Annotated in this window: 25 protein-coding genes and 3 pseudogenes; 2 read left to right on the forward strand and 26 right to left on the reverse strand. The window is 47.2% G+C overall.

Features of this window, described 5'->3' with window-relative positions:
- Positions 1-142: 142 nt before the first annotated feature.
- Complete coding sequence (locus tag ACWGOO_RS17850) at positions 143-676, reverse strand: DUF1572 family protein (protein WP_452485591.1); 534 nt, start codon at positions 674-676, stop codon at positions 143-145.
- Positions 677-858: 182 nt separating this feature from the next.
- Here ACWGOO_RS17850 and ACWGOO_RS17855 point away from each other — a divergent pair.
- A pseudogene (locus ACWGOO_RS17855) lies at positions 859-1,834 on the forward strand (IS110 family transposase).
- A 272-nt stretch (positions 1,835-2,106) separates the two neighbouring features.
- Here ACWGOO_RS17855 and ACWGOO_RS17860 read toward each other — a convergent pair.
- Positions 2,107-2,724, reverse strand: a complete 618-nt coding sequence (locus ACWGOO_RS17860; protein WP_223821857.1) for an MmyB family transcriptional regulator — start codon at positions 2,722-2,724, stop codon at positions 2,107-2,109.
- Between the two features lie 12 nt (positions 2,725-2,736).
- Positions 2,737-2,985 (reverse strand): annotated as a pseudogene (locus ACWGOO_RS17865) (helix-turn-helix domain-containing protein); the annotation flags it as partial.
- A 186-nt stretch (positions 2,986-3,171) separates the two neighbouring features.
- Here ACWGOO_RS17865 and ACWGOO_RS17870 point away from each other — a divergent pair.
- A complete protein-coding gene (locus tag ACWGOO_RS17870) occupies positions 3,172-4,152 on the forward strand; it encodes an aldo/keto reductase (protein ID WP_025717161.1) in 981 nt (326 codons plus the stop codon).
- A 75-nt stretch (positions 4,153-4,227) separates the two neighbouring features.
- Here the strand turns inward: ACWGOO_RS17870 and ACWGOO_RS17875 are convergent, their stop codons facing one another.
- The 23 genes and pseudogenes from ACWGOO_RS17875 to ACWGOO_RS17985 form a co-directional block, all read right to left on the reverse strand.
- A complete protein-coding gene (locus ACWGOO_RS17875) occupies positions 4,228-4,479 on the reverse strand; it encodes a hypothetical protein (RefSeq protein WP_452485594.1) in 252 nt (83 codons plus the stop codon).
- A 73-nt stretch (positions 4,480-4,552) separates the two neighbouring features.
- Positions 4,553-4,678: pseudogene (locus tag ACWGOO_RS17880) on the reverse strand (DNA gyrase inhibitor); the annotation flags it as partial.
- 54 nt (positions 4,679-4,732) lie between these two features.
- Positions 4,733-5,047, reverse strand: a complete 315-nt coding sequence (locus ACWGOO_RS17885; protein WP_452485596.1) for a hypothetical protein — start codon at positions 5,045-5,047, stop codon at positions 4,733-4,735.
- A gap of 408 nt (positions 5,048-5,455) precedes the next feature.
- Complete coding sequence (locus tag ACWGOO_RS17890) at positions 5,456-6,301, reverse strand: hypothetical protein (RefSeq protein WP_452485598.1); 846 nt, start codon at positions 6,299-6,301, stop codon at positions 5,456-5,458.
- Positions 6,302-6,403: 102 nt separating this feature from the next.
- Positions 6,404-6,883: a hypothetical protein gene (locus tag ACWGOO_RS17895; RefSeq protein ID WP_452485600.1), complete on the reverse strand. Its 480-nt coding sequence runs from the start codon at positions 6,881-6,883 to the stop codon at positions 6,404-6,406.
- Positions 6,884-7,156: 273 nt separating this feature from the next.
- A complete protein-coding gene (locus tag ACWGOO_RS17900) occupies positions 7,157-9,577 on the reverse strand; it encodes a heavy metal translocating P-type ATPase (protein ID WP_452485602.1) in 2,421 nt (806 codons plus the stop codon).
- A gap of 187 nt (positions 9,578-9,764) precedes the next feature.
- Positions 9,765-10,133 carry an ArsR/SmtB family transcription factor gene (locus ACWGOO_RS17905; RefSeq protein ID WP_014278144.1) on the reverse strand — a complete coding sequence of 123 codons (369 nt, stop codon included), beginning with the start codon at positions 10,131-10,133 and terminating at the stop codon, positions 9,765-9,767.
- A 160-nt stretch (positions 10,134-10,293) separates the two neighbouring features.
- Complete coding sequence (locus ACWGOO_RS17910; protein WP_452485605.1) at positions 10,294-11,418, reverse strand: NADH:flavin oxidoreductase; 1,125 nt, start codon at positions 11,416-11,418, stop codon at positions 10,294-10,296.
- A gap of 203 nt (positions 11,419-11,621) precedes the next feature.
- Complete coding sequence (gene cyoD / locus ACWGOO_RS17915) at positions 11,622-11,957, reverse strand: cytochrome o ubiquinol oxidase subunit IV (RefSeq protein ID WP_452485607.1); 336 nt, start codon at positions 11,955-11,957, stop codon at positions 11,622-11,624.
- A complete protein-coding gene (cyoC, locus tag ACWGOO_RS17920; RefSeq protein ID WP_452485609.1) occupies positions 11,958-12,566 on the reverse strand; it encodes a cytochrome o ubiquinol oxidase subunit III in 609 nt (202 codons plus the stop codon).
- Positions 12,566-14,542, reverse strand: a complete 1,977-nt coding sequence (locus ACWGOO_RS17925; RefSeq protein WP_452485611.1) for a cbb3-type cytochrome c oxidase subunit I — start codon at positions 14,540-14,542, stop codon at positions 12,566-12,568. The genes cyoC and ACWGOO_RS17925 overlap by 1 nt, the downstream gene beginning before the upstream one ends.
- A 25-nt stretch (positions 14,543-14,567) precedes the next feature.
- The gene (cyoA, locus tag ACWGOO_RS17930; protein ID WP_452485613.1) at positions 14,568-15,545 is read right to left on the reverse strand and encodes a ubiquinol oxidase subunit II; all 978 of its coding nucleotides are present in this window, start codon (positions 15,543-15,545) and stop codon (positions 14,568-14,570) included.
- A 370-nt stretch (positions 15,546-15,915) separates the two neighbouring features.
- Positions 15,916-16,164, reverse strand: coding sequence for a hypothetical protein (locus ACWGOO_RS17935; protein WP_452485615.1), 249 nt, complete (start codon positions 16,162-16,164; stop codon positions 15,916-15,918).
- A 177-nt stretch (positions 16,165-16,341) separates the two neighbouring features.
- Positions 16,342-16,518 carry a family 1 glycosylhydrolase gene (locus tag ACWGOO_RS17940; RefSeq protein ID WP_452485744.1) on the reverse strand — a complete coding sequence of 59 codons (177 nt, stop codon included), beginning with the start codon at positions 16,516-16,518 and terminating at the stop codon, positions 16,342-16,344.
- A gap of 25 nt (positions 16,519-16,543) precedes the next feature.
- Positions 16,544-16,960, reverse strand: coding sequence for a cupredoxin domain-containing protein (locus ACWGOO_RS17945; RefSeq protein WP_452485616.1), 417 nt, complete (start codon positions 16,958-16,960; stop codon positions 16,544-16,546).
- Between the two features lie 130 nt (positions 16,961-17,090).
- Complete coding sequence (gene cydC, locus ACWGOO_RS17950; RefSeq protein ID WP_452485618.1) at positions 17,091-18,911, reverse strand: thiol reductant ABC exporter subunit CydC; 1,821 nt, start codon at positions 18,909-18,911, stop codon at positions 17,091-17,093.
- Entirely contained in the window at positions 18,892-20,691 is a 1,800-nt protein-coding gene (cydD, locus tag ACWGOO_RS17955) for a thiol reductant ABC exporter subunit CydD (protein ID WP_452485620.1), read from the reverse strand. Before cydD ends, cydC begins: the two co-directional genes overlap by 20 nt.
- Entirely contained in the window at positions 20,691-21,704 is a 1,014-nt protein-coding gene (gene cydB, locus ACWGOO_RS17960; protein ID WP_452485622.1) for a cytochrome d ubiquinol oxidase subunit II, read from the reverse strand. The genes cydD and cydB overlap by 1 nt, the downstream gene beginning before the upstream one ends.
- Entirely contained in the window at positions 21,691-23,097 is a 1,407-nt protein-coding gene (locus ACWGOO_RS17965) for a cytochrome ubiquinol oxidase subunit I (RefSeq protein WP_452485624.1), read from the reverse strand. Before ACWGOO_RS17965 ends, cydB begins: the two co-directional genes overlap by 14 nt.
- Before the next feature lie 582 nt (positions 23,098-23,679).
- Positions 23,680-24,495: an FAD-dependent monooxygenase gene (locus tag ACWGOO_RS17970; RefSeq protein ID WP_452485626.1), complete on the reverse strand. Its 816-nt coding sequence runs from the start codon at positions 24,493-24,495 to the stop codon at positions 23,680-23,682.
- A 6-nt stretch (positions 24,496-24,501) separates the two neighbouring features.
- Positions 24,502-24,888, reverse strand: coding sequence for an FAD-dependent oxidoreductase (locus tag ACWGOO_RS17975; RefSeq protein ID WP_452485746.1), 387 nt, complete (start codon positions 24,886-24,888; stop codon positions 24,502-24,504).
- On the reverse strand, positions 24,828-24,962 hold the full coding sequence (locus tag ACWGOO_RS17980; protein WP_452485628.1) for a hypothetical protein: 135 nt from the start codon (positions 24,960-24,962) through the stop codon (positions 24,828-24,830). Before ACWGOO_RS17980 ends, ACWGOO_RS17975 begins: the two co-directional genes overlap by 61 nt.
- A 27-nt stretch (positions 24,963-24,989) precedes the next feature.
- On the reverse strand, positions 24,990-25,154 hold the full coding sequence (locus tag ACWGOO_RS17985; protein WP_452485630.1) for a hypothetical protein: 165 nt from the start codon (positions 25,152-25,154) through the stop codon (positions 24,990-24,992).
- Positions 25,155-25,304: the final 150 nt, after the last annotated feature.

A 25,304-nucleotide genomic window follows, 5' to 3' on the forward strand; every position in this document is an offset into this window, starting at 1 on the left:
TTTTTAGAGGAGCGCGATAGATTCAACCAATTATTATCTTCTTTTGCATAACGACTCGGATTAGCCGCACCATCGCTCCCCATAAATATAGTCCGATAATGCCCGATGATTGAGCAAATCTGCCCGTTAGTTGAATGAATCATCAATGATACTGGCCTGTAATGTGTTCATTCGCATCTTTCAGTATTTTGGAGAGTAACACAATTTGCCCTGCATGATATCCGTAGTGTGCCGCAACCTGAACAAGAAGCTGGCTAATTTCTCTCGCTTCATAGGTTTCATCCTCTGAAGCGCTAACCCGAAGCATTCTGTTCCAATCCTCGTGGTCATAGCGGATTGTAACTTCTCTTTTTAAATCCTCATCAGACAAAACTGATAATATACTTACCGATTCGGATCGTGTCCTCATAAGAACGCTAATCAACTCACCTTTCGATATGCCACCTTCAGAATTAAATTCTCGAGTACGTTCCCGAATGAATGGTTTGTTTCCGATTGCACTTATGAGGTTCTGATATTCGTTACCTGCTAAATGTAAGCAAAGATTACCGATGCTGTTCATGGAATCCTTCATTTTCTTCCAAATCAAATCATCATCAAGCGGGTTTATGCTCTTTATAATTCGATCGAGCTGCTTGTTCATGTCTTCGAGTACATGCTTTATTAGGTCTGGCATGACCATTTCCCCCTCTGTAAACTTATTTTTATTATTCGTTAAACTCTGGGTATTTCCTTTAATTATCCTGCCCGTGGGACTTGATCCCGAGCGCTATAATGTTCCCCCCTACTTGTCATGACCATGATTGAGGCTGGTTGGGACTTTAGATCCCCGGTAAATTTACATGAAGGAGAGATCAGATGAACCCCGTTATTGGGCTAAACATTTCTAAAGAAGAAAGCCACGGACAGGCCTTTTTAGATCGTGGAAAACCATACAGAGGGACCTTTCATTTCGAACATACGTGTGAAGGACTTGAGAAATGGCTTCAAGCTATTCGAGACGTCGAGCATGTATCTGGATATCGTCCTACGTTGATTCTCGAAGCAACCGGGCACTACCAAAGCCCCGTCGTTCAGTTCTTTGAGGAGCATCACTATTTATTCATTGTTATCCATCTGCTCATTTCAAATCGGCTTAGAAAATCCAATCTTCGGAAAGTTAAAACGGATGCCGCGGATGCTTATCTTTTGGGCGATCTTTACTATAGGGAAGAGTTCGAACCTTTCAAAAAAAGGGGTGTGCAGCTGCTTAATCTGCGCTATCTGACTCGGCAATATGAGGCATTCTCAAAGATGTGTGTGCAAACAAAGCTGCAGTTCCAAGCTGTCTTGGATCAGGTTTTCCCTGCATATAAAGGCGTCCAACCTGATCGCCCTTATTCTTCAGTACCAGGAGCATCTTGCTGGGTTAGAACAGAACATAGATGCCCTGGCTAAAGAGATCGAAGAGTATGGTTTAATCCAGTCTATTCCCGGTATTGGCCATAAAATTGCTGCAACAATTTTATCGGAAATTGGAGAAGTCGACCGATTTGACCATCCAAAGAAACCGGTCGCGTTTGCTGGCATTGACCCCAGTGTTTTTGCTTCAGGTAAGTTCACAGCAACTCGAAATCGAATCACCAAACGCGGTTCCCGGCAGCTTCGATATGTCCTAGTTATGGCCGTGCAGTGTGGGTTGATCCGTTCTCGCAACACTCGGATTAAAGATTTTTACGACCGCAAAAGAGCCGAAGGAAAGCCTCACAAAGTTGCTCTAGTGGCATGTGCAAATAAGCTGGTTCATTGGCTGTATGCCATTTTAAAAAGTAAGAAATCATTCCGTCTGACATAACAAAAAGTTAATGGTATAACCTTCCAACACAACTCGAATTGGAGGGTTGTTGGGCATGCTTATTTTTCACTATACCATAAGGTTTCTAAATTGTTTTGCTGGAAATGTTGACAAGCTATTAGCTGGTATAGTTGAACAAACTAAGACCTTTTTCTATGCAGGGGAATCCGTTCATTTTGAGTGATTCGGGTTAATCGGTTCCGGGAGCAAAAGAAGGCCCGACCAACTTAGATCAAGTTAATTCGGAACCTTCGGATTATCTTTCACTCCATTTATGATTTTGCCGGATCAAGTTGAAGCTCCAGCGCTCCTGACCACCGTCCGGACGGAGCGAGCCGCTGAAGCTTCTCCGCCGTATTCTCCTGAGGAAGTGGTATATACAATAAAATTTTCAGCTCGGGGAACTCGGCCGGCATTAGTGTCGTCGGTCGCAGGGACAGTTTTCCTGCAACAGGATGATTCAGCTCTTTATGGCCGGTATGCGCGATCCGGATATCGTGCAGCGGCCACCATTCCCCAAATTCCGGACTGGCTTCGCTTAATTCGTGGCTGAATTCCCTGAACCACGGATCATCCGCAAACTGATCACTGCTCGCCCGAAACAAAGCCAGACATTTCCGCGCTTCCCTCTCCCAATGCACGAGAAGCTGGCGCTGTGAAGGATGAGTGAACAGGTACCAGACCAAATTGCGATCCCGTCCGGTAAGCTTCCCATAATCGGCGAACACCTCGCTTGCAGCTTCGTTCCAGGCCACATAGTTCCACCTGCGGTCCACGGCGTATGCAGGGCACCACCCCCAGGAATCCAATATGCCTTGTAGTACGGGATCATACGTCGGTCCCTGGTTTGGAAGCTCGCGGGCGGCCGGATCTATTGCAAGATCGAACATATGTCTGCGCTCCACCCAGTCCAGTTGCAGCGCCCGGGCTATGCTGTCCAGTACCTGCGGCGAAACGTTAATATCGCGCCCTTGTTCCAGCCAGGTGTACCAAGAAACACCGACGCCAGCAACCTGCGCGAGCTCCTCTCTTCTTAACCCAGTAGTTCTTCGTCTTCCTCCTGTGGGAAAGCCGTATTCCTGCGGGTCAAGCCGCTCTCTTCGCGTCCTTAAAAAATCCCCTAGCTCAACTCGACGACTGTTCTTGCTCAGGTTTAATCAACTCCTTTACCGTAAAGTAATCCCCGGTTAATTTGGGAAATGCCGTTCCATTCTAACTGGTGTTATTACACCTATGATAAATAAGCTCCTCGTTATCCCTTTGACACCCGTGCCATAATCATAACATAGCACACGCCATACTGTGCAGAAACAAAAGAACTCAAGGAGAGATGTAAGATGCAATATCGGAAATTAGGAAAAAACGGACCCGTTATTTCGGTGATCGGCTTCGGCGCTTGGGCCATCGGCGGAGGAAATTGGAATTACACCTGGGGTAATCAGGAAGATCGGCTATCGCATAACAGCATCCGCGCGGCGCTGGATGCAGGGATTAATTTCTTCGATACGGCTGCAGTTTACGGCTTGGGCCACTCCGAAGAAGTGATCGGCAAAGCGCTGAAAGGCGACCGCGATAAAGCGGTCATCGCCACCAAATTCGGCCTCGTTTGGGATGAACAGGGCAATGTCTCGCGCAACGGCACCTATGCGTCGATCCTTCGCGAGGTCGAGGCTTCCCTGCGCCGTCTCGGCACCGACTATATTGACCTGTATCAAATGCACTGGCCGGATACGGACGCCAAAGCGTCGGTAGAGGAAACGATACGCGCCCTTGAAAAACTGCTGCAGGACGGTAAAATCCGCTATGTCGGAGTCAGCAATTTTCCAGTTGCGCTGCTGGAAGAGGCCTTGAAGATCCGGCACGTAGATTCCTTACAGCCGCCCTACTCCATTCTGGCCGCGGATGCGGAGAAGGAACTCCTCCCCTACAGCCAGAAACAGGGCATCGGCGTGATTGCCTATAGCCCGCTAGCCTCGGGTCTACTCTCCGGAAACTACAACGCGGACACCCGATTTGACAAACAGGATTGGCGCTCCAAGTCCCCATCCCATTCCGGAGAAGGCTTCAAGCAAAATATCGCGGTAGTCGGACAGCTCAAAGAAGTGGCGGCGGACCTCGGCATTACAGTCGCCCAACTGGCCCTCGCTTACGTCCTGGCTCATCCGGCTTTAACGAGCGCGCTCGTCGGCGTCCGCAAGCCTGAACATATCCAGAAGTCGCTGCCGGCCGTGGATGTTAAACTCGACGATGCCGTGCTGGCTAAGATTCGGACCATTGCAGCGAGCGCCGCAAGAATCAAGATGCCGATAAACGAGTAAACAGCAAATATAACGCAGATAGGTATCTGCGTTATATTTGCTGTTCATAAAAATCATTACAGAAACAGGAAACGACTAGTAGGTACCCAAAGTTAGCAATGATACAAAAACGAAAAGAGCTGCTAGAGTAAAAAAGGCAATGGAAATTCTAGTGTTATTCTTCCGCTCTTTAATTCCATAAGCACAGCAAAAGATAGCCATAGTGAATTGGGCACCACTTCGGCAATAGGCATTGCTCACAAAAAATATGCTGCTAAATTCGATTACTGCTGCGGTAAGAGCTAGTATATTAAACCATAAAGGATTTTTTCGAAATTGTTTATACATAAAGGTTTCCCTCCACCATTCCAACGAGATGTCTTATTGTTTTACCTACTAAGTGGTCCCGTCAACCCCCTGCCTCTACAGCATTTACACAGTAATCATCAGGAACAACCAAACATGCATCGTAGCGACAATTTTCCGGTTTTACAAATGTAGGATTGTCTTGGGCAATACCGAGGATAATAGACTTATTATTAAATAATTTCACACCTGTTGATTAACAAGTTTTTGGAAATTCAACTTGTATAAAGCAACCTCACCTTTTCTGTAAAGATACTGAGTTTTTCGAGCCAAGTGGTTGGTAGTTTGCCAAGTAAAAGGGAACGGATTTCGCTTTTTTAGAGAACGTGGAATAATCGGCTTGGGGTAAACCGGAAACGAAGGCGCGGTCTGCGCCATCTCGAAATCCATTCCACTGCTCAAAGGCTGCCTGGGCCCAGTACTGAAGCAAGGTGTGGACGGTGAATTTACGTGCAGTTTCTTTATATTTTGAGTTATCACTGGCTATCTTCACATCTTCTTCCGTGATCAAAGATTGAAGGAAATTCTGGAACATGGTAGACTTTCCCATGGAGTCGTCACCTTTCGGTTGGTTTGTAGGAGTACAAACATTTTACCGGGTTGACGACTCTTTTTCTACCATTTAATGGTTAATCAAAAGGCGTGTTCTCATGTATGTATTTCATCAATTCTGCAAGTATCGTGGTTGTATTGGACAAAATAAACCACCCCTTTTAAATAAGTAGGATATCAATCATTTTAAGACAGAAACTTCACAATCAAATGGTATGTAGCACTTCTGGAATTAGTATGCCATTATTTGCAATGTTTTCATATACCTTCAATATAATTACTTTATATAGGCATAATATTTTTTCTTCCCATCACCAAGAAAAAAGGATATCCGCGCAACAGCGCAGATATCCTTTCTATACAGCTTAAGCATCTTTTATGAAATGAAATTCGCGTTACATTCGGGCTACAAGGGAAAATGCTGTGCTTGGTTATGCGAGGTGTTGGAACCATATTCCCCCTCTAGGTCTTGCAGCAATGCGTAACGTGCAGCCGCAAGGCGCGCGGCGATAGCCCCCGTTTCCGGGCAAATGATGCCAGTCAGCCTGCTTGCCCATATTCCGGCTCCATCCAATAGCGTATGGACTTCGTCAAACGCAGCCCATACGGGAAGTTTGGGCTTCACGCCCCGGATGGCCTGCGTCATGCGTTCTATCGTATCGCTCGTCCCCTCATGACCGTCGACAGACAGATCGGACAGATCCGCGTCCACATCATATGAAGGAAACCGCGTAGCTTCCAAAATCACCGCATCGGCAAAACGTGCCATATCTGCGGCTTGAGCCGACTGCTTGATCTGTTGCGCTTTCACTTCCGGCATGAGATTGGCGCGGGCAGACTCATAGGACTGTTTGAGCTGCCCGTTCCATGTTTGGCTGACGTTGAGGTTGGAGGACGCATCCACAGTCAAAAGCACGCCTACCCGATATGGAATGCACCGCAGGCGGCCGCATAAGGTCTGCTCCGCAACGCCGTCGATCCAGTCCCGGGTTGCCCGGAATTGGTTCACGTTAGTCGGATTGCGCACCACAATCTCCAGCTGCGGTTCTCCCCCCTGCTGCACATTTCGCAACGCTGCACGCAGTAGCGCCTCCAACTGCATATCTTGCAGGCTTCCGATGCCCACCGCGTTGTTCTGTTCGATCAGGGCGATGGTGAGCGGCAATCCGTTTAGAGACTCGAACAAGCCTTCATACTCTGTTTCCAGCAGCCCGATAATTCGCCGGGACAGATGCTCACACAATCCAGACAAGCCAGATGCCTGATTAAAGGCTTTGTACGTGTCTGATGCACGGGAGCCTGGAATAAGGAGGGGGGCAGATTCCCCGTCAGGACCATGAATCGTATGCCCGGACTATGCCGCGTCCAGATAGGCACGGCATAATTCAGCCACGCGGCTGGACGACTGCGACAAGGGGCCGTGCAGAAGACTATAGCCATCAAGGCTGCTCACACTTAGCCCTATCGCTGACTCCTTGCTTGTATAATTCACCTGGACAGGAATCATCAGCATAGATACGTATGAATGTACGCCTGTGGTCATCGCCTCCCTATTATCGTTGCCCTTATTCAGCAGCGTTTCCTCTATTAGCCCGGAGTCCGCAGCCAGCAACGCCTCCTCTTGACTGATCCTGCCCTGTTTGGCTAATCCGACCAGCCAGCCCAGCGGGTCTTCCTCCTGTGAGGCACATACTTCACTGAATCCTGTGAGCACTGACTCAATAGCCAATCTCTGTGTAGCAGCGGCCTCACTCCCCGACCCGGGGTCATCGCAATCCAGACTGTTTTTTTCACTCAATAGTTCTGCGAATTCATACATCAGTTTAGCCTCCATGCTACAAATCCATCCTTTCTCCCGCAGCAAGATGGCACACACGAATTTGGGTATTCCATCAGAAAAGAAAACGCTTACCCATCAGACGTCAAGTGGAATTCAAATGAGCCTTACCTATAAGGTCCCTACCTTAACGTATTAGGCGCACCCCACATTTATACATATCTGTAGAACGACAGGAAAGCATAGATTAAACCACGGCTTTGAACGAAAAAAAGCCCCCCGATTCCACAGGATGAATACATCCGATGATAACCCGAGGGAACTATTTTTTTATTCGAAAGAACGTACTTTCAGTACACGCATAACATTCAGTACAGCAAGCAGTGTTACACCCACATCGGAAAATACAGCTTCCCACATGGTAGCAATACCGAACGCCCCCAAAGTGAGAAACACGGCTTTGACACCTAGCGCAAATATAATATTCTGCCATACGATCCGACGTGTACGCTTGGCGATATGAATCGCTGTAACCAGTCTCGAAGGCTCGTCGTTCATGATCACGATATCCGCCGCCTCAATCGCGGCATCTGAACCTAAACCGCCCATCGCTACACCTACATCCGCCAACGTCAGAACCGGAGTATCATTAATCCCATCGCCCACGAACAAAATCTTGTCGCCCGCTTTTTTACTTGCAGACAGTTGTTCAATCGCTTCGGCTTTATGCTGGGGTAACAGCTCTGCACGTACTTCATCCAGACCCAACTGTCGTCCAACGGCCTCTGCAACCGTCCGATTGTCACCTGTCAGCATGATCGTTTTCACTATACCCAGCTTTTTCAGTGAAGCAATCGTTCGTGCCGCGTCCTCCTTGACCTCATCCGAAATCAAGATGCATCCGGCATACGTTCCGTCTACAGCTACATGAACGACCGTTCCTTCATCCATCGTTCCTACACGTTGTGCATCGTTAAAAGCGACTTGCTCCCGCTTCATCAGCTTCGCATTCCCGGCCAACACCAGGCGACCATCTATCTGCGCTTGAATCCCATGACCGGAAACCTCGCTATATTGCTGTACCCGCTCGGCTTGAAGCTCCTTGCCATAGGAATCACGCAGGGATGCCGCAATAGGATGCGTGGAATGCAGCTCCGCAAAAGCAGCCGTTTCCAGTAGACTTTCCTTCGTAAACTCCCCGGCAGGATAAATGCCTGTTACACGGAAAACCCCTTTGGTGAGTGTACCTGTTTTATCAAAAACAGCATATTTCACATGATTCAGTGCTTCAAGATAGTTCCCGCCTTTAATCAGCACACCTGAACGGGAGGCTGCCCCGATGCCGCCAAAGAAGCCCAACGGAATGGATACGACCAGCGCACAGGGGCAAGAAATGACGAGGAAAACAAGTGCACGATATATCCAATCTGCAAACTGTGCCCCCGGTACGACGAGCGGTGGAACGGCTGCCAGCAGCAGCGCAACGATAACCACAACAGGAGTATAGTATCTGGAAAACTTGGTGATAAACTTTTCAGTCGGCGCTTTTTTGGCGCTCGCATTTTGCACCAGTTCCAAAATTTTGGAAACTGCCGATTCGCTGAATTCCTTGCTAACCTCTACAGTTAAAAGTCCGTTCGTATTGATAAATCCGCTCATCACACTACTTCCCGGCTCCACAGTACGAGGCACGGATTCACCCGTCAGCGCCGAGGTATCCACATGCGATTTTCCGTCTACAACTTTACCATCCAGCGGAATCTTCTCGCCCGGCTTGATTACTATCAGATCACCTACACGCACATCCTCGGGCGACACCCGACTTACGGAATCAGCCGTCTTCAGGTTGGCATAGTCCGGTCGAATATCCATAAGGTCACTGATGGATTTGCGCGAACGATTAACCGCAATGCCTTGGAATAGCTCACCGATTTGATAAAAGAACATGACGGCTACGCCCTCCGGATATTGCCCAATTGCAAATGCGCCAACCGTCGCCAGCGTCATCAGAAAATATTCGTCAAAGGCCATTCCCCGCACCAGACTGCGCACAGCCTGCAAAACTACATCTCCGCCGACAATGATATATGCCAGTAAAAACAGTGCCAGCTTGCCTAGGCCCTCTACAGGCAGCCACCAGGCAACAGCCGCAACGACTGCACCAATAGCCAAGCGTGCAATCATCCGGCGCATACCGTCCGCACCGTGGTCATGGGTATGCCCGGCATGGCTGTCATCTCCATGCGAATGTGAATGAGTATGTGTGGCATCACCATCACCATGATCATGTGCATGTTCGCCATGGCTGTGCCCATCATGGGCATGAGCTTCCTCAGCATGCGCTTTATGGCTATGAGTATGACCCGTGTGGCTGTGAGCTTCATGTTGTTGGCCGTTCTCGTGCGAGTGTCCTTCACCATGCTCATGACTACGTGCGCGCTCCCCTGCGCTGCCTGTCTGTGCTGCACCTGCCACACTGCGACTGTTCTCACGCGAGCGTCCCCGAGCGCTTTTTACGATCATTCGGACGTGAGGTTCCAGTCTGTGAACCTTCCGTTCCGTCTGACGAAGAATCTCCTCTTTTTGATCTAGGCTTGCTGTCATCGTCAATGTTTTCGTAACAAAATTGACCGAGCAATCATGCACACCTTCTATTTTACTGACTCCATTTTCGATCTTTAGAGCACAGTTGGCACAATCCAAGCCTTCCAAAATCCATTCGTGCCGTTCCGTTCTTTTCAGAGCATCCATAATCATTGGCCTCCAATTAACTATATATGAGCAACTGTTCATATATTATTTATTAAACTCATTATATTCAGTATCATGAGTAAAAGTCAATGATAATAGCCCCTTTCCCCCAAATAAATCTATTTCATCGAACAAACACCAAAAGAGCGCCAATCGCTTGGCGCCCTGCTTTTTTTCTATCCAACAATCATTGATGTGAAATGTGCTGGTGGGTTTGCAAAAATATCTGCTCCACATGATTATCATCCAGCGAATAAAACACCGTTTTGCCTTCCTTGCGCCGTTTGACAATCCGCAGATTGCGCAAATAACGAAGCTGGTGAGATACGGCAGACTGTCCCATATTCAATACCTGGGTCAGATCATGTACACACAGCTCCTTCTGAGCCAAAGCGTAGATTAGCTTGATCCGTGTCGGATCACCCAAGGCTTTAAACAGCTCCGACATTTTGTATGCGATAGAATCCTCAACAAGGGAGGATTTTATGTGCTCAATTTCTTTGTCTGAACCGTGACAAGCCGGCTCGCAATCCAAAGCTTCCGTTTCAGAATTCATCCTTTTCACCCCGTGTATTTCGACTTGATGCTCCTATTATAGCAAATTCGTAGAGTTTACGAATAGCTTATATTACAGCTTGTCCTGTAACAGAGAATTTTCAAGTCTCCATGCCTGGCTATCCGCACTCCGCCCTATATAACGTTGCGCTAAATAAAGCTTAATTCAACGTTTTTAATGCTTCATCACTGTAAGGCACGATTTCCTCTATCCGTTTATCACGTAACTTAACCGCAAACGCCGGGTCAACCAGTAAAGCTCGTCCAACCGCAACCAGATCAGCTTCCTCTCGTTCTACTTGCCCCACGAGTTGTTCTAATCTTTCCTGTATACTACTTGATTGATCGGTCTGACTGCTATTATTTTTTTCCAGTTCACTCAAAAAGGCCTTCTCTAAACCAATCGAGCCCACAGTAATAACTGGCTTGCCTGTTATCTTTTTGGTCCAAGCTGCCAGGTTTAGATCAGACCCTTCAAATTCCGGTTCCCAAAAACGGCGGCTTGAGCAATGGAATACATCCACCCCGGCCTCCACCAATGGAGACAGAAACTGTTCAAGCTCCTCCGGTGTCTGTGCCAGTTTCTCTTCATAATGGTACATCTTCCACTGAGAAAATCGAAGTACAATTGGAAAATCCGGCCCCACTGCACGGCGACAAGCCTCAATGACCTCCACCGCAAACCGAGTGCGTTGGGCTAAATCCCCCCCATATGGATCTGTACGCTTGTTGGTTTTGTCCCAGAAAAACTGGTCAATTAAATAGCCGTGTGCACCATGAAGCTCAATGCCGTCGAAACCCACCCGCTGGGCATCGGCTGCTGCCTGGGCATAGGCTTCGATAATATTCGCAATCTCGGCCTCCTTCAACGGCTCAACTACCTTTTCACCAGCAGGAGTGATACCGGACGGACCGACGGGTAATGCCTCGGGATTCGGTTGGTTAGATGCGCCTATTTTCCGCGCTGCACCTACGTGCCAGAGCTGCGGTATAATCTTGCCACCTACCGTATGGACCTCCTCGACTACCTTCGCCCATCCCTTCAAACCTTCACCATAAAAGTTAGGAATACTCGTGTGCTCCACGGCTGCAGGATGATTAATAGCAGTCCCCTCCGTAATAATCAATCCAACTGCATTTTCCGCACGGCGACGATAATACGCGGCCACTTCAGACCCTGGAATACCTTGAGGAGAAAAATTCCGTGTCATAGGCGCCATAACAATCCGATTGGAAAGAGATAAATTACCTGCCTTAAAAGGTTTAAACAGTAATTCTGTGTTCATTATTTTTCCCTCCGCTCTCCACTAGTATTATCGTTTTCACTCTACTGTTATACAATTCCATTTTATGCATATATAAACTTTAGTTTAAGAAGCCACAGTTTTAATTTTAATAAGCTACACAAAAAAAGAAGAAGCGGTTCTAAGTCCGCTTCTTCTTTCCTAATTAGTGTGTACTTGAGTGATTTTGCAAAAATCCTAATGTATTAGTGTCCCACCATGTTGTATTCCATAATCCATACAGAACCACCAACGATAGTCAACAGGATAACTACACCGAAAATCAAAGTCATGACATTCCAGCGTGGTCCATTGCTTTCACGGATGTGCATGAAGAAGAAAAGCTGAACCAGAAATTGCAGCACTGCCGCGGCTAAAATAACAACCATGGTCGAAGTGCGGCTCAACATATGATTCATAACCACACCGAGAGGAATGATGGTCAGTACGATGGACAGAATAAACCCGATAACATAGGATTTCACTGAACCGTGAGAATCATCATGACCATGCGAACCCGCTCCTGATTGATGCTGTGCCATCTACATCACCCCCATCAAATAGACGACTGTCAGCAAGAAGATCCAGACAGCGTCCAAAAAGTGCCAGTATAAGCTCAATGCCGAAACTTTGCCCTTCGTCTCTGGTGTGAGCCCGTGTTTTTTCAATTGGAACATAAGTCCAATCATCCAAACCAGACCTAACGAAACGTGAAGTCCGTGCGTTCCGACCAAAGTGAAAAATGCCGACAAGAACGCACTCGTTCCAAAATTGGCTCCTTCGTGTACCAATTCAACAAACTCGTAAACCTCAAAACCGATAAAACCCAGACCCAGGATCGCCGTCACGATTAGCCAGTTGATTAATCCCTTCATGCTTCCTTTGTTCATGGCCAACACAGCCAGACCGCTTGTGAAGCTGCTCGTGAGCAAGAGGAACGTTTCGATGATAACGCCCGTCATGTTAAACAGCTCTGCGCCCCCCGGTCCTCCGGCTGTGCTGTTCCGAAGAACGACGAAGGTTGCAAACAAGGTACTGAACAGGATTACGTCCGTTACAAGGAAAATCCAGAAACCAAGCATCTTCAATTCTTGTGGATCGTGATGCCCGTGGTCATGATCATGGCTTTGATGTGCTGCTGCTTGTGCCATTATACTGACCCCCTTATTGCCGCTTCCGTGCGTTTTACTTCATCCGCAGGGATGTAGTAGTCGCCATCATACGAGAAGAAAGAACGACAAATCATACAAATCGCAACGCCGATCAGTCCCGGAATATAGAAGAACGACCATCCGAATACAAAACCGAAACCTGCGATGAAAAAGAATACCGACATAATGAAAGGAATCGCCGAGTTTTTCGGCATATGAATCGCTTCAATTGGCTGTTGCTTTCTGAAAATACCTTTTGTACGTTTATCTTTTTCTGCCCACCAGTCATCGCGTTCTTCTACTTGCGGAATGGTAGCAAAATTGTATTCCGGTGCAGGTGAAGGAATCGACCATTCCAACGTATGACCACCCCAAGGGTCGCCCGTTGTATCCTTCAGCTTGCGGTAATTCTTGATACCCAGAAGAATTTGAAGAACCTGGAACAAGAAACCAATCCCCATCAGGAATGCCCCAACAGTCGAAACGAGGTTCAGCGGCTGCCAGCCGGTATCCCAGCCATAAGTGCTCAGACGACGCGTCATACCCATCAGACCGAGGGAATATTGCGGAATAAAGCATACATAGAAACCGATGTTCCAGAACCAGAAAGCCCATTTACCAGGCGTTTCAGGCAGAGTGAAACCAAACATTTTAGGCCACCAGTAGTACAGACCTGCAAGGTAACCGAACACCACGCCACCAATTAGAGCGGAGTGAAAGTGAGCGACCAGGAAGTAACTGTTATGGAACTGGAAGTCCGCAGGAGCTACCGACAACATAACACCGGTCAAACCTGCAATCAGGAAGTTCGGAATAAAAGCAATTGCCCACATCATAGGTGTCTGGAATGTGATCTTACCCCGATACATCGTGAACAGCCAGTTAAATACTTTAACCCCTGTAGGTATCGCGATGACCATCGTCGAAATCGCAAAGAATGCATTAACGTCTGCACCTGATCCCATCGTGAAGAAGTGATGCGCCCAGGTGAAGAAGGACAGAATAGCAATAATGAACATGGCGTAAACCATGGACTTGTAGCCAAACAATTTCTTTTTGGAGAATACGCTAATGACTTCAGAATAAATACCGAAGGCAGGCAAAACGACAATGTATACCTCAGGGTGACCCCACATCCAGATCAGGTTGATATACATCATCGGGTTACCGCCGAAATCAAGTGTAAAGAAGTGTCCTCCTCCGAAGCGGTCAAGGAACAGAAGAGCCAAAGTTACCGTCAGAATCGGAAACGCGAAAATGATGATAACACATGATGAAAATACGGACCACGTAAAGACAGGCATTTTCATCCATGTCATACCAGGTGCGCGCATTTTAATTATGGTAACAATAAAGTTAATACCCGTAGCCAATGAACCTATACCGGAAATCTGAATACCCCAGATATAGAAGTTCTGACCGACGCCGGGACTAAATTGCAGCTCCGAAAGCGGCGGATAACTCAACCAACCTGCGTCCGGCGAACCACCAATAACGAAGGACAGGTTGAACAACATCGCTCCCATAAAGAACAGCCAGAAGCTCAGTGCGTTCAAGAAAGGAAACGCAACATCACGCGCACCAATTTGAAGTGGTACCGCGATGTTAAACAAACCAAACATCAATGGCATCGCCATAAACAAGATCATGATCGTGCCATGCGTTGTAAAGATCTGATTGTAATGCTCAGGATGCAAAAGTGTAACATCCGGTGTAGCAAGCTGTAAACGCATCAATAATGCATCCACGCCTCCGCGGAATAGCATCAAGAGGGATGCGAGGATATACATGATACCGACTTTTTTATGGTCAACGGTAGTCAACCAATTTTTCCAAAGCCAGCCCCATTTTTTGAAATAAGTGAGCACAAACACGATCCCGATCGTCGCAAAAGCGATAGAAACGTCCGCTCCATAAATCATTGGGTCTCCAGTAACGAAGAAAGTAGATGCAAACTCTTTTATTTTGTCAAGCATTGGGGGCCTCCTTCCCTATAATCATTTAATTGTGTCCGCTCATATTCATATTACTCATGGCGCCTGTATGTTCAGTGCTGACAGACTTGGAAGAACCTTCTGTGGAAGCTCCGCCATGCCCAGCATGAGGATTAGTAGCGCCTTCCACTGCATACTTGGTCACAATATCCTGGAACAAACCGTCTGGAATCGAAGAATACTCGTCAGTCTGGGAAAGGCCTGGTTTGGCAAGCGCCAAATAGCCATCCTTCGTCAGCGGCTTGGATTGCTTCTTAATGTTAGCGACCCAGTTTTTATAATCTTTATCCGACTGAACCTCTACATCAAAGCGCATTTGTCCAAAATGCTCACCGCTGAAGTTTGCGCCCGAACCAAAGTAAGTTCCTTCGTGATCGGCCTGCAAATGCAGCTTCATAGCCATGCCTGACATGGTGTAGATCTGGCCGCCCAATTGCGGAATCCAGAACGAGTTCATCGGCGCATCAGCAGTCAGCTCGAAACGGACCGGAACGCCTTTAGGAATGTGAATTTCATTGACTGTAGCAATACCTTCTTCCGGATACATAAAGAGCCATTTCCAGTCCAGTGCAGTTACTTGGATGGTTACTGGCTTTTGTGTACTTGCCATTGGCTTGGAAGGCTCCAGCAAGTAGGTATATTTCGCAGTTATAATTGCGAGAACCAAGATGACGACGATTGGAATACTCCACCATACGATCTCCAGCTTTTTACTGTCGTCCCAGTGGGGTTCGTATTTCGCCTTGTTATCCGGTGCGTCGCGATAACGCCAAATGATGAAAAAAGTCAAAACCATAACCGGTACAATTAGAAGTGCAGCCATAGACGTTGAAAGAATGATCAGCTCTTTTTGTGCTTGCCCAATAGGTCCTTTCGGATCGAAAACAACGTATTTTCCGCCAGCATAAAAACACGTCCAAATGAGCAATGCTACCGTGAGCACGGTCAAAACCAACGCAATAATCGCTTTTGGTTTTTTGTTCATGTTGTTCCCCTCTCCTTAAAATAATAAATTACTCAAAACTAACGAACTCCTGTAATGTTGCTCCTATATAAGATATCAGAAAAGCGGAGATTTTTTTTATTGTTAACAGAATTGTCGATTATTCGTCCTTTTTTTGTGAAAAATATCTCTAAAAATAAAATTTATCTTGCAAATTCAAAATCTCTCATTACTACAAAGATGACATAAGAAAAACTTAATCGAAGCATTACAGAGAAAACAAACCGTCTTAGCTGAAGTTTATTCTTGCGATATCATTTCAGGAAGCAAAAAACGAGGCTCCAGACAGTATTGTTCCACACTGTGCGAAGACTCCCGTTGTTGTTATTCTACAGATGTTTTTTCAGTTGTATTAACTGCGTCCCTTCTCCTGATCATCCTTCTTGCGGGCAATGACCAGCCCTTTTCCGATCATATAAAAAAATAATCCGCCAACGACACATCCAATACCCACCATTAAATATATATTACGATCACTTAGATTACCTAAATTAGACAAAATAAGTATGGTACCTACAATCCAAGCGATCCAAGCGATGACAGACACCGAGCGGCTCATTTGCTTTTCGTTCGATCCTGATTTTCTGAAATTCGAAGCCATATCCTCCACTCCCTCTGGGCTGAAATTGTTGAAACGCCCTTTTCAGGTATTATTGTCAGTGTGCACAATCCCTGTGATTTTATTCTTGGTAACCTCACCATACTTATAACAACCTACAATTTGTCTTGAGGATTATTCCCCCTGAGGATACGAACCCTGATAGATGGACTGGAGAAATCAGTCACTATGCAGGGAAACCTTACGCACACACGCCGCTTTGTCTTCCTCGGAGGTGCTGTAGGGTTCAGCCCAGGAGGCGTTCGTTGCTATGCCGATCTGACCGCCGGTGCCGATCTCGCGGAAACGGTGTACGGATAGGCCATGCGCTACCAGCAAATTGTACCCGACGTTGATGGCTGGCTGGAAAGCTGGTACTGATTTATTTCACCGTAATCGTCCCATAGAACATGTACATGCCGCAATTATACTCATATACACCCGGTTTCAGGTCTTTGACGGTAAAATAGTTATTTTCATGGTCCATAAAAACGTCCATTCCAAGCTTCAACGATTGTACTTCGTCTATGCAAGTAAAGGATGTTGATCTCTTAAAATTAATTTTAGTCGGGACACCGGCTTTTATTTCAATATTTTTAGGATAAAAACCGTCCCCCTCTACATTTACCGTAGCCATCTCATACTTGGCTTTGTCCGGCTCTTCTTGAATGGTTTTAGGTTGGCTAGCCGGAAACGACGACACGCTCCCCTGAAAATAAAACAAGACAAATCCGCCCACGATGAGCGCTACAAAACCAATCAGCATCAAGTGCCAATTTTTAGAAATGAATGTTTTCATTCAAATCAACCCCCTCCAGTTGATCGTTCACGTGTAACACTTCAACTCTAACCAGTATATAAAAGTTAATCAAAATTTAAAATACTTTATTCGAGCTATGTTGCACCGAAGCCTGATCTTCTCTATTTCTTTACAGACCGGGATGATCCAGTTCATACAAGTTGCGGTATCGGGGCTGCTCCTGCCAAAGCTGCTCATGACTGCCTCGCATGGAAATGCCGCCTTGCTCCATAAAGATCACCTCGTCCATAAACTCCATTCCCGTCAGATGATGTGTAATCCAGATGAGCGTTTTGCCCTCCAGCACACGAAACATCGTCTGCATTAGTTCATGCTCTGTCAGCGGATCGAGTCCAACCGTTGGCTCATCCAGTAGAACAATGGAGTGATTTTGAAGCAAAATCCGCGCCAGCGCAATTCGCTGCCTTTCTCCACCAGAAAAGCGCAGGCCCGTTTCCTGCATCCGGGTGTTGTATCCATCCGGCAAGGAATCAATCAGCGCTCCCAGCCCCACCTGCTCCGTTACTGCACGAACCTCTTCCAACGCAGCATCGGGCCGCCCCAACCGAATATTATTCGCTACCGTTGTATCGAACAAATACGGTTGCTGGTTTAACACTGCAAACAGGCTGGAATACGCCCCGCCTGTATACACGGGCGCACCTGCGACAGTGACGCTCCCTTCATCCGGTTGCAATGCACCCTGAATCAGATTCAGCAGTGTGGACTTGCCCGCACCGCTGCGACCAAGCAGTGCAACCTTACCTCCTTGCGGCACACGCAGGGAAATGCCGTGCACGCTCCATTCTTGCGTTGCTGTATAGCGGTAGCTCACGTTGTTCAGCAGCAGCTCGCCTGCGTTGCCAGATAGCTGGACGGTTACATGGCCCGCTACTGTTTTGCTTGCCGTGCCACCTGCTGCTTGCTGCCCTGTTTTCACAGAAGCCGAGTTCGAAAACGATGCCGGTGCAGTCGGTATATATGTATCTTTTTCCGAATCCTTCAGCCGTCGTAGTGAATCCTGATACTCCGGCGCATGGACCACCGCTTCTCCAGCGCGGACGAAGGCATCCAGCAACGGAAAAGCAACAAGCACAAAGGATGCCAGCCATGTTGCCTCTATACGGTTCTCCGCTACCAGCCCTCCAGCCCACACGGTCATAATCACAATTCCGCCACCTACGACGCACTGTGCGATCCAATGAGAGCTCCATTCACCCCGCCGAAGTGAATTTTCCACTACAGCAGCCTTGTTTTGCCGTTGGGTAAAGGAAGCCAGAAAATGTCCAGCCCGACCGCTCAGCACCAGATCACTCATGCCAAACAATGCATCGGTCAGTTCCTGATAGGCTGTACTCCGTTCCTGCTTGAACGTTCGCCGTTTGGCGAGCGAGGTCCACAGCGAGATGGCCGGGGCGATAAAAAACAAAAATCCACAATATAGCGCCATCATCAGAGCAAAAGTTCCGTCCATCCACCCGAGCGCCGAAATGCCTAATGCATAGATGAGCAATGCCGATATCGCAGGCAGAACCAGCTTCAAATATATGTTTTGAAGCTGCTCAATATCCTCAGCCAGCAAACCCAACAGATCCCCTGTGCGAAACTTGCTGCGAATCATAAGCGCTTGCGGTTCTACTGCCCGATACAGCCGCACTCGCATACGGGACACGAGACGCAGCGCGGCATCATGCCCCACCAACCGTTCCACATACTGAATGACCGCTTTACTAAAACCAAACGTTCGTACAAGCACAATCGGAACGTACACCATCAATATATTTTCCGGTTTTAAAGCCGAACGGGTAATCAGGTGACCGGACGTAAAGAGCAATGCGCCTGCACATCCTATCGCCAGAGCGCCCAAAAGCGCCGCAGCCAGAAAGGCCCAAAAATATTGTCTCAGATAAAATACAAGCCAGCCTTGGCCGCTATTGTCCGTGGCTCTCATATCGTCCGCCCCCTCCTTCCGTCATTCCCGTCAGCAAACGGTAATATCCTCCCTTGCGGGCAACCAATTGCTTATGTGATCCTAATTCTTCCAGACGACCTTGATTCATCATCCAGACACAGTCCATATTCGGCATCCAATGGAGTCGATGAGTCGCGAGAAACACTCTTTTGTGTTTCAAAACTGATAAAATCGTCTGTTTTAGCTCCCATTCCGTCTCGATATCCAAATGTGCAGTCGGCTCGTCCAGCAAAATCACCGGACGGTTGCTCAGCAAAGCACGCGCCAACGCAATCCGCTGCGCCTGCCCTCCACTCAGTGTCCGGCCCGCTTCACCAATCGGCTCATCCAATCCATTCGGAAGACTATCCACCAGCTCACGCAGTCTAACCGCGTCAATCGCCCATTCCACTTGCTCGTTGGATGCCTCCGGTTCATAAAACCGGATATTATCCGCCAAGGAAGCGCTGAACAGGTACGGATGCTGCGGAATATAGGCAATATGACGCTGCCATTCGGCTTTGGCATCACCTGCCAATGCCCATCCATTCACGTTCAGCTCGCCCGAGGTCGGTTCAGCGAAGCCGCCAAGCAAACTGAGCAGCGTTGTTTTACCTGCACCGCTGGCTCCAACGATGCCGATCATATTCATATACGGCTCAACACCCGCGGATATGTGGTCAAGCCGTGCGGAACCGTCCTCGTTGAGAAGGCATATATCCGATAACCTGATTGTATCCTGTCCCGTGATATTTAGGGCATTGCCGTCACTCTTTGCATTGTCTGTGCTGCCACTCCCCGTAAGGATATCCACGGAATCTGTTTGCTGAGCCGCTTCATCCTCTGTACCGAGAATGGAGCGCATCGCACCCCAAGCCTCCTTGCCATCCAGCGAGGCATGATAGTCCGATCCTAACTGGCGTACAGGCATAAAATATTCCGGGGCCAGAATGAGTACCGCAAGTGCCGCTTCCAGTCCCACCGATCCGCTAATCAGGCGCAAGCCCAAGCCTACCGCCACAAAAGCGACCGACAGCATACTAAAAAAATCGAGAGCAAAAGAGGACAGGAACGCGACCCGCAGCGTACGCATCGTAGCCGTGCGGTACTGGTCGCTGACCTTCCCGACCGTTTCTCCATGCTCCCGGCTACGGCCCAAAAACCGCAGCGTCTGTAGGCCGCGCAACGAATCCGTGAAATGATGCGACAATAGGCGATAGGAGCGCCACTGTTTATCTGCCTGCTTCCCCGCCGCCAAGCCCAGCAGAATAAAAAAGCCAATCAGGATGGGCATTGTAGCCGTCAAAATCACACCTGAAATTACATCCAATGTGAAAACAGACACAAGTACAAATATCGTCACACACATCATGTCTATCATTCGAGGAATGGAAAGTTCCAAATACGTGCGAAAACGATCCACTCCATCCAGCGCCAACGTCACCAGCTTGCCGCTGCCCTCCTTGGCAGCAAAAACAGGTCCTCGCTCGAACAAACGAGCAAGCAGACGCTCCCGCAAGGAAGCGCCTGCTGCTTCGGCAAAACGGCCTGCTGTCCGGCGTTGCAGCCAGATCATCGTATGCCTCGCCGCAAAAGCCGCGAAAAACAACGCCAGTGACGGCCAAGCCATCACCAGCGGATGTTTATCAAATAAAATCGTAACAGCCTTTGCCAAAAAAATCGCTTGTGCAATCACGGCGGCCCCCTGGGCCAGGGAAAGGGCGGCCAGCAGCAGCATTACCAGTCGAATGCCCTTTAATCCAAACCATGCTTTATCCATTAGTATTCCAAATGATCCTTTTCACTGAGACGCTTATGGAAAACAAAATAGCTCCATGCCTGATAAGCCAGCACAAAGGGTAAAAGCGTTGCTGCAACAATCGTCATGGCCTTCAGTGTGTAAGGACTGGAACTTGCATTATAAATCGTCAAATCAAATGCACTGTTGATCGAGCTCACCATAAATCTCGGGAACAAGCCGACGAACAACGAAACGAATGTCAGCAAAATGATAGCTCCCGTCATCCCGAAGGCCCAGCCTTCGCGGCGCTGCTTCAGGAAATACCATGACAGCGCATAGGCGACGATCCCCACTGCAATTGCGGCATACATATAAGGGCCACGACGTGCGAATACATCTGTTGCAAAATAAGTCCACACCACCATACCCGCCAGCAAAATTCCTAATATCGGAAGGAATTTAGACGCAATCACACGGGCACGATCCCGCACTTCTCCAATCGTCCGCAGGGAAATAAACGTCAGCCCATGCATCAGGCACATCCCCACCACGGTCAGTCCAATCCATACCGTATATCCGTTAAACACATCGGAGAATCCGGCTTTCAAGTCCATGTTTTGCTGAATAGGTACACCCTTTACCAAAGCCGCAAAAGCCATACCGAACAGCATCGGCGGCAGAAAGCTACCCATCAGAATGCAGGCATCCCACGTCCCTGTCCACCATTTTCCTTCTGCCTTGCCTCGGAACTCAAAGGAAACTCCACGTAAGATCAAACCAAGCAGAATAAGTACAAATACCAGATAATATCCGCTGAACATCGTCGCATACCAGTGCGGGAAAGCCGCGAACATCGCGCCTGCTGCTGTGATCAGCCATACTTCGTTCGCATCCCAAAATGGACCAATCGTATTGATCATCAACCGTTTTTGCTGGTCATTACGCGGCACCAGACCTGTAGCCATACCCACGCCAAAATCGAAGCCCTCCAGGAAGAAGAATCCGGTGAACAGCACAGCAATCAATAAGAACCACAAATCATTTAACGACAATGGTGTCACCCCCTTGAGCGAATGGATCATGGATTACCGTTTCCAGATGTGGTTCGATATCCGGACCTTTGCGAGCTGTACGGACAAACAGGAATGCCAGCACACCCGTTAAAATTAAATACAATGCGGTAAACGAGATCAGTGAGAACAGCACTTCCCCTGCCACAACGGTAGGCGAAACGGAATCTTTGGTTTGAAGTAAACCAAAGACAGTCCAAGGCTGACGCCCCACTTCCGTCATGATCCAACCCGCGGTGTTCCCAATGAATGGAAGAGATATGCCCAACATCATCAAGCGGAAGAACCAGCGATGCGAACCCTCCAATTTTTTACGGAATGTCAGATAAGCCCCGTACAAAGCAAGTACAATCATGGCACATCCGGCCGCAATCATAATGCGAAAACTCCAAAATGTAGTACGTACCGGCGGGATATAATTACCCGGGCCGTAGGCTTTCTCATATTGTGCCTGAAGCTCATCCATCCCCAGTACCGCGCCGGATAGCTTATTATAGGACAGCAAACTCAGGAGATAAGGAAGCTTTAACTCAAAGCTATTTTCCTTCCTTTCAGGGTCAATGCCTGCGATAACCGTCCAAGGGGCCGGGTCACTACTGTTATCCCATAACCCTTCACTGGCAGCCATCTTCATCGGCTGTGTTTCCACCAGATATTGAGCCTGTCCGTGACCAAACATCGGGATCAGCATCGAACTAATCAATGCGACAATAATACTTACTTTGAAAGAAGGCTTGAAAAAATGCAGATTCTTCTTGTGCATCAGCTTCCATGCGCTAATACCCGCGACGAGAAAAGCACCTGTCGCAAAAGCCGCAAACAGCGTATGTGGAAACTCCCATAACAGCTGTTCGTTTGTCAACAGAGCTAAAAAATCTTTCATTTCTGCACGACCGTTATGAATCTCATATCCTACTGGACGTTGCATGAATGAATTGGCTGCCAAAATCCACAGGGCAGACAGCATCGTACCGATGGATACTAGCCACATACAAGTTAAATGGACTGCTTTGGACAGCCGTTCCCAGCCGAATACCCACAATCCGATAAAGGTTGATTCCAGGAAAAAGGCGAGCAGTGCCTCAATCGCCAGCGGCGTACCGAACACATCACCGACAAAACGGGAAAAGTCCGACCAGTTCATCCCGAACTGGAACTCCTGCAAAATCCCAGTGACCACGCCCACTGCAAAGTTAATGAGCAGAAACGTTCCCCAGAATTGAGCCATTTTTTTGTACAAATCATTTTTTTTGATTACATACATGGTCTCCATTATTGCCACCAGCAACGACAATCCAATGGAGATCGGCACATAAACAAAGTGAAGAATTGTTGTGGTTGCAAACTGCAACCTTGCCAATTCTAATACGTCCATGATGTTATTCCTCCCCCTGCGCTTCTCTTAAGAATGAATGTTAATAATTAGGTTCTGAAGCCTCCCTTCATAATTGTGAACATATTCACATTGTTACATGTGGAACGATCACTTATTATGAAAAGCTCCCTCAGGCATCTTCATTGCGTAGTCTCATGATCCGGCTTCAGAATATCATCATTATATAGAATAGGTTTGAATGAAATAGAATCGAAAGTGTGAACATCGTGTCAAAGCTGTGTCGTAATAATTCCAATTTATGAAAAAATCCTTTTTTATGGAAAATGCGACATTTGCGATTGATCTACCTCGTTTTTTCGCGCAAAAAAGTCTCTCTTCGTTCGGAGAACCTTCCTCCGACATCTGCAAGAGAGACTTCATAGAGTGAAACTGAGGGAAGCTATCAACTGCCATGCCTGTAAAAGAATCTCATGCCATTACTTCCTTTTTACTTAGCGGATAACCCCCTGCTACAGACACCTTGAACAGCACATTGAACAGTCACAGTATAGGGATTTTTTGTGCTACGCCCATTTTAGTAGATAACCCTAATGGGGACAGTAACGGCTGCCATTGATTGACCTAACATCTAATTGAAGAGATTTTATATTTATCAAGGTAGGATTTAATTTTATCAGTATCCTGATCGGCATTCGCTAAAGCTACATAGCCATCTGGTCTCACCAATAAGACACAATTGGGAATGATTCCAACACCTTTCATGGATTTCTTCCATTTAATTTCATGTATTGGAATCGCTGAAGACTCTGCAAGTTGGCGAAGATCCTCGGTTGATTCACCGTAAACATGGAATTGCCAGTCTACAGATTGCAGATCATTAAAATTATCTCCATCATCAGTTTCTATCCATGGTAATCGATCCCCTCCATGTACGTGCCCTGCTCTTCCCTCACTGAGCATACTGGTTGGATAATGGATGTGCGTTTGGGATATCAACCTGAACATTTTCTTTCTTATCGCTGGGATGCTTATCATCCTAGGCAAAAGATAAGGAATGGTATTTCCTACGATACCATGGCTAACTACTGCTTGAAATACTCTGTCTGTTGTTGATACTAATGTTTTTGCAAATGCAATCCGTTCTTCTTCATATGAATTCAGTATTTTTTCATCTGCTTTTTTACGAAGAACAGCCGAAAGTTTCCATGCCAAATTCATGGCATCCCCAATCCCGGTATTCATCCCTTGACCACCTACCGGACTATGTATATGTCCAGCATCTCCTGCAATGAATACTCTGCCTTTACGGAAATGTTCACTCACCCGGTGATGAACTTTATATGACGAGTACCAGTTTACTGTATCGACCTTCACATCAACATTCTTCTCCACATAGGGAATTAAAGAAGTAAAATCTGATGGAATCCCCTGATTCAATATATCCTATGTTTCTTCTTCTTTGGCCCCTGATTTATCTATATTGACTTGTATTTGATCTTTGTTTTCAGTAAATGAGACCAACTGAGTATTCCATTCTACTTCTACACCTCTTGCCTTAAGTTGTTCCACTAAAATTGTTTCATGTTCATCCTGGGGTAAACTCAGTAAAAAAGGATATGGGCTGATTTGTTTACCTATATCCTTAAAAGGAATTTCTGCTTTCAATTTTCCATTTTTATAAAATTTCGTTTTTCCTGAAATAATCCCATATTGAACCAAGTCTTCCGCAATACCGAACTGACGATAAAACTCTAGAGTCCGTGCGTGAACTACGATCGCTCTAGAAGCTGTTCCCGGTCCAGCATTTTTTTCAATAATCCGAAAAGGAATTCCTTGTTTTTGAAGCCCAGTGCTAATACTAAACCAGTAGGACCTGCACCAACAATAAGCACCTGTTTTTTCATTAGTTTTCCTTCTTTCAATAAAATGGGTTATACATCTGCCAGCAACAATAATTCGATGTAAGGCGCAATTTGTTCCGGCTCAATATAAGACTCAAAACGCTGAATAACTTCGCCTTTCCTATTGACCAAGAATTTAGCGAAATCCCACTTGATATCATTAGGTGTTTGAATGCCACGAGTCGCAAACAACATACTCCCATCAGTATAGGAGCTACTCCCAAGCAGATTATATCTGGAAAGAAAACAGGACGGAGATACTTGTATAGGCTACTAATTGAATGGATAATTTTCGGGTATTGGGCTGGGATAAATGGTAATACGATGTTCATAATAGCTGGCTCG

The sequence above is a fragment of the Paenibacillus sp. NPDC055715 genome (assembly GCF_053617595.1).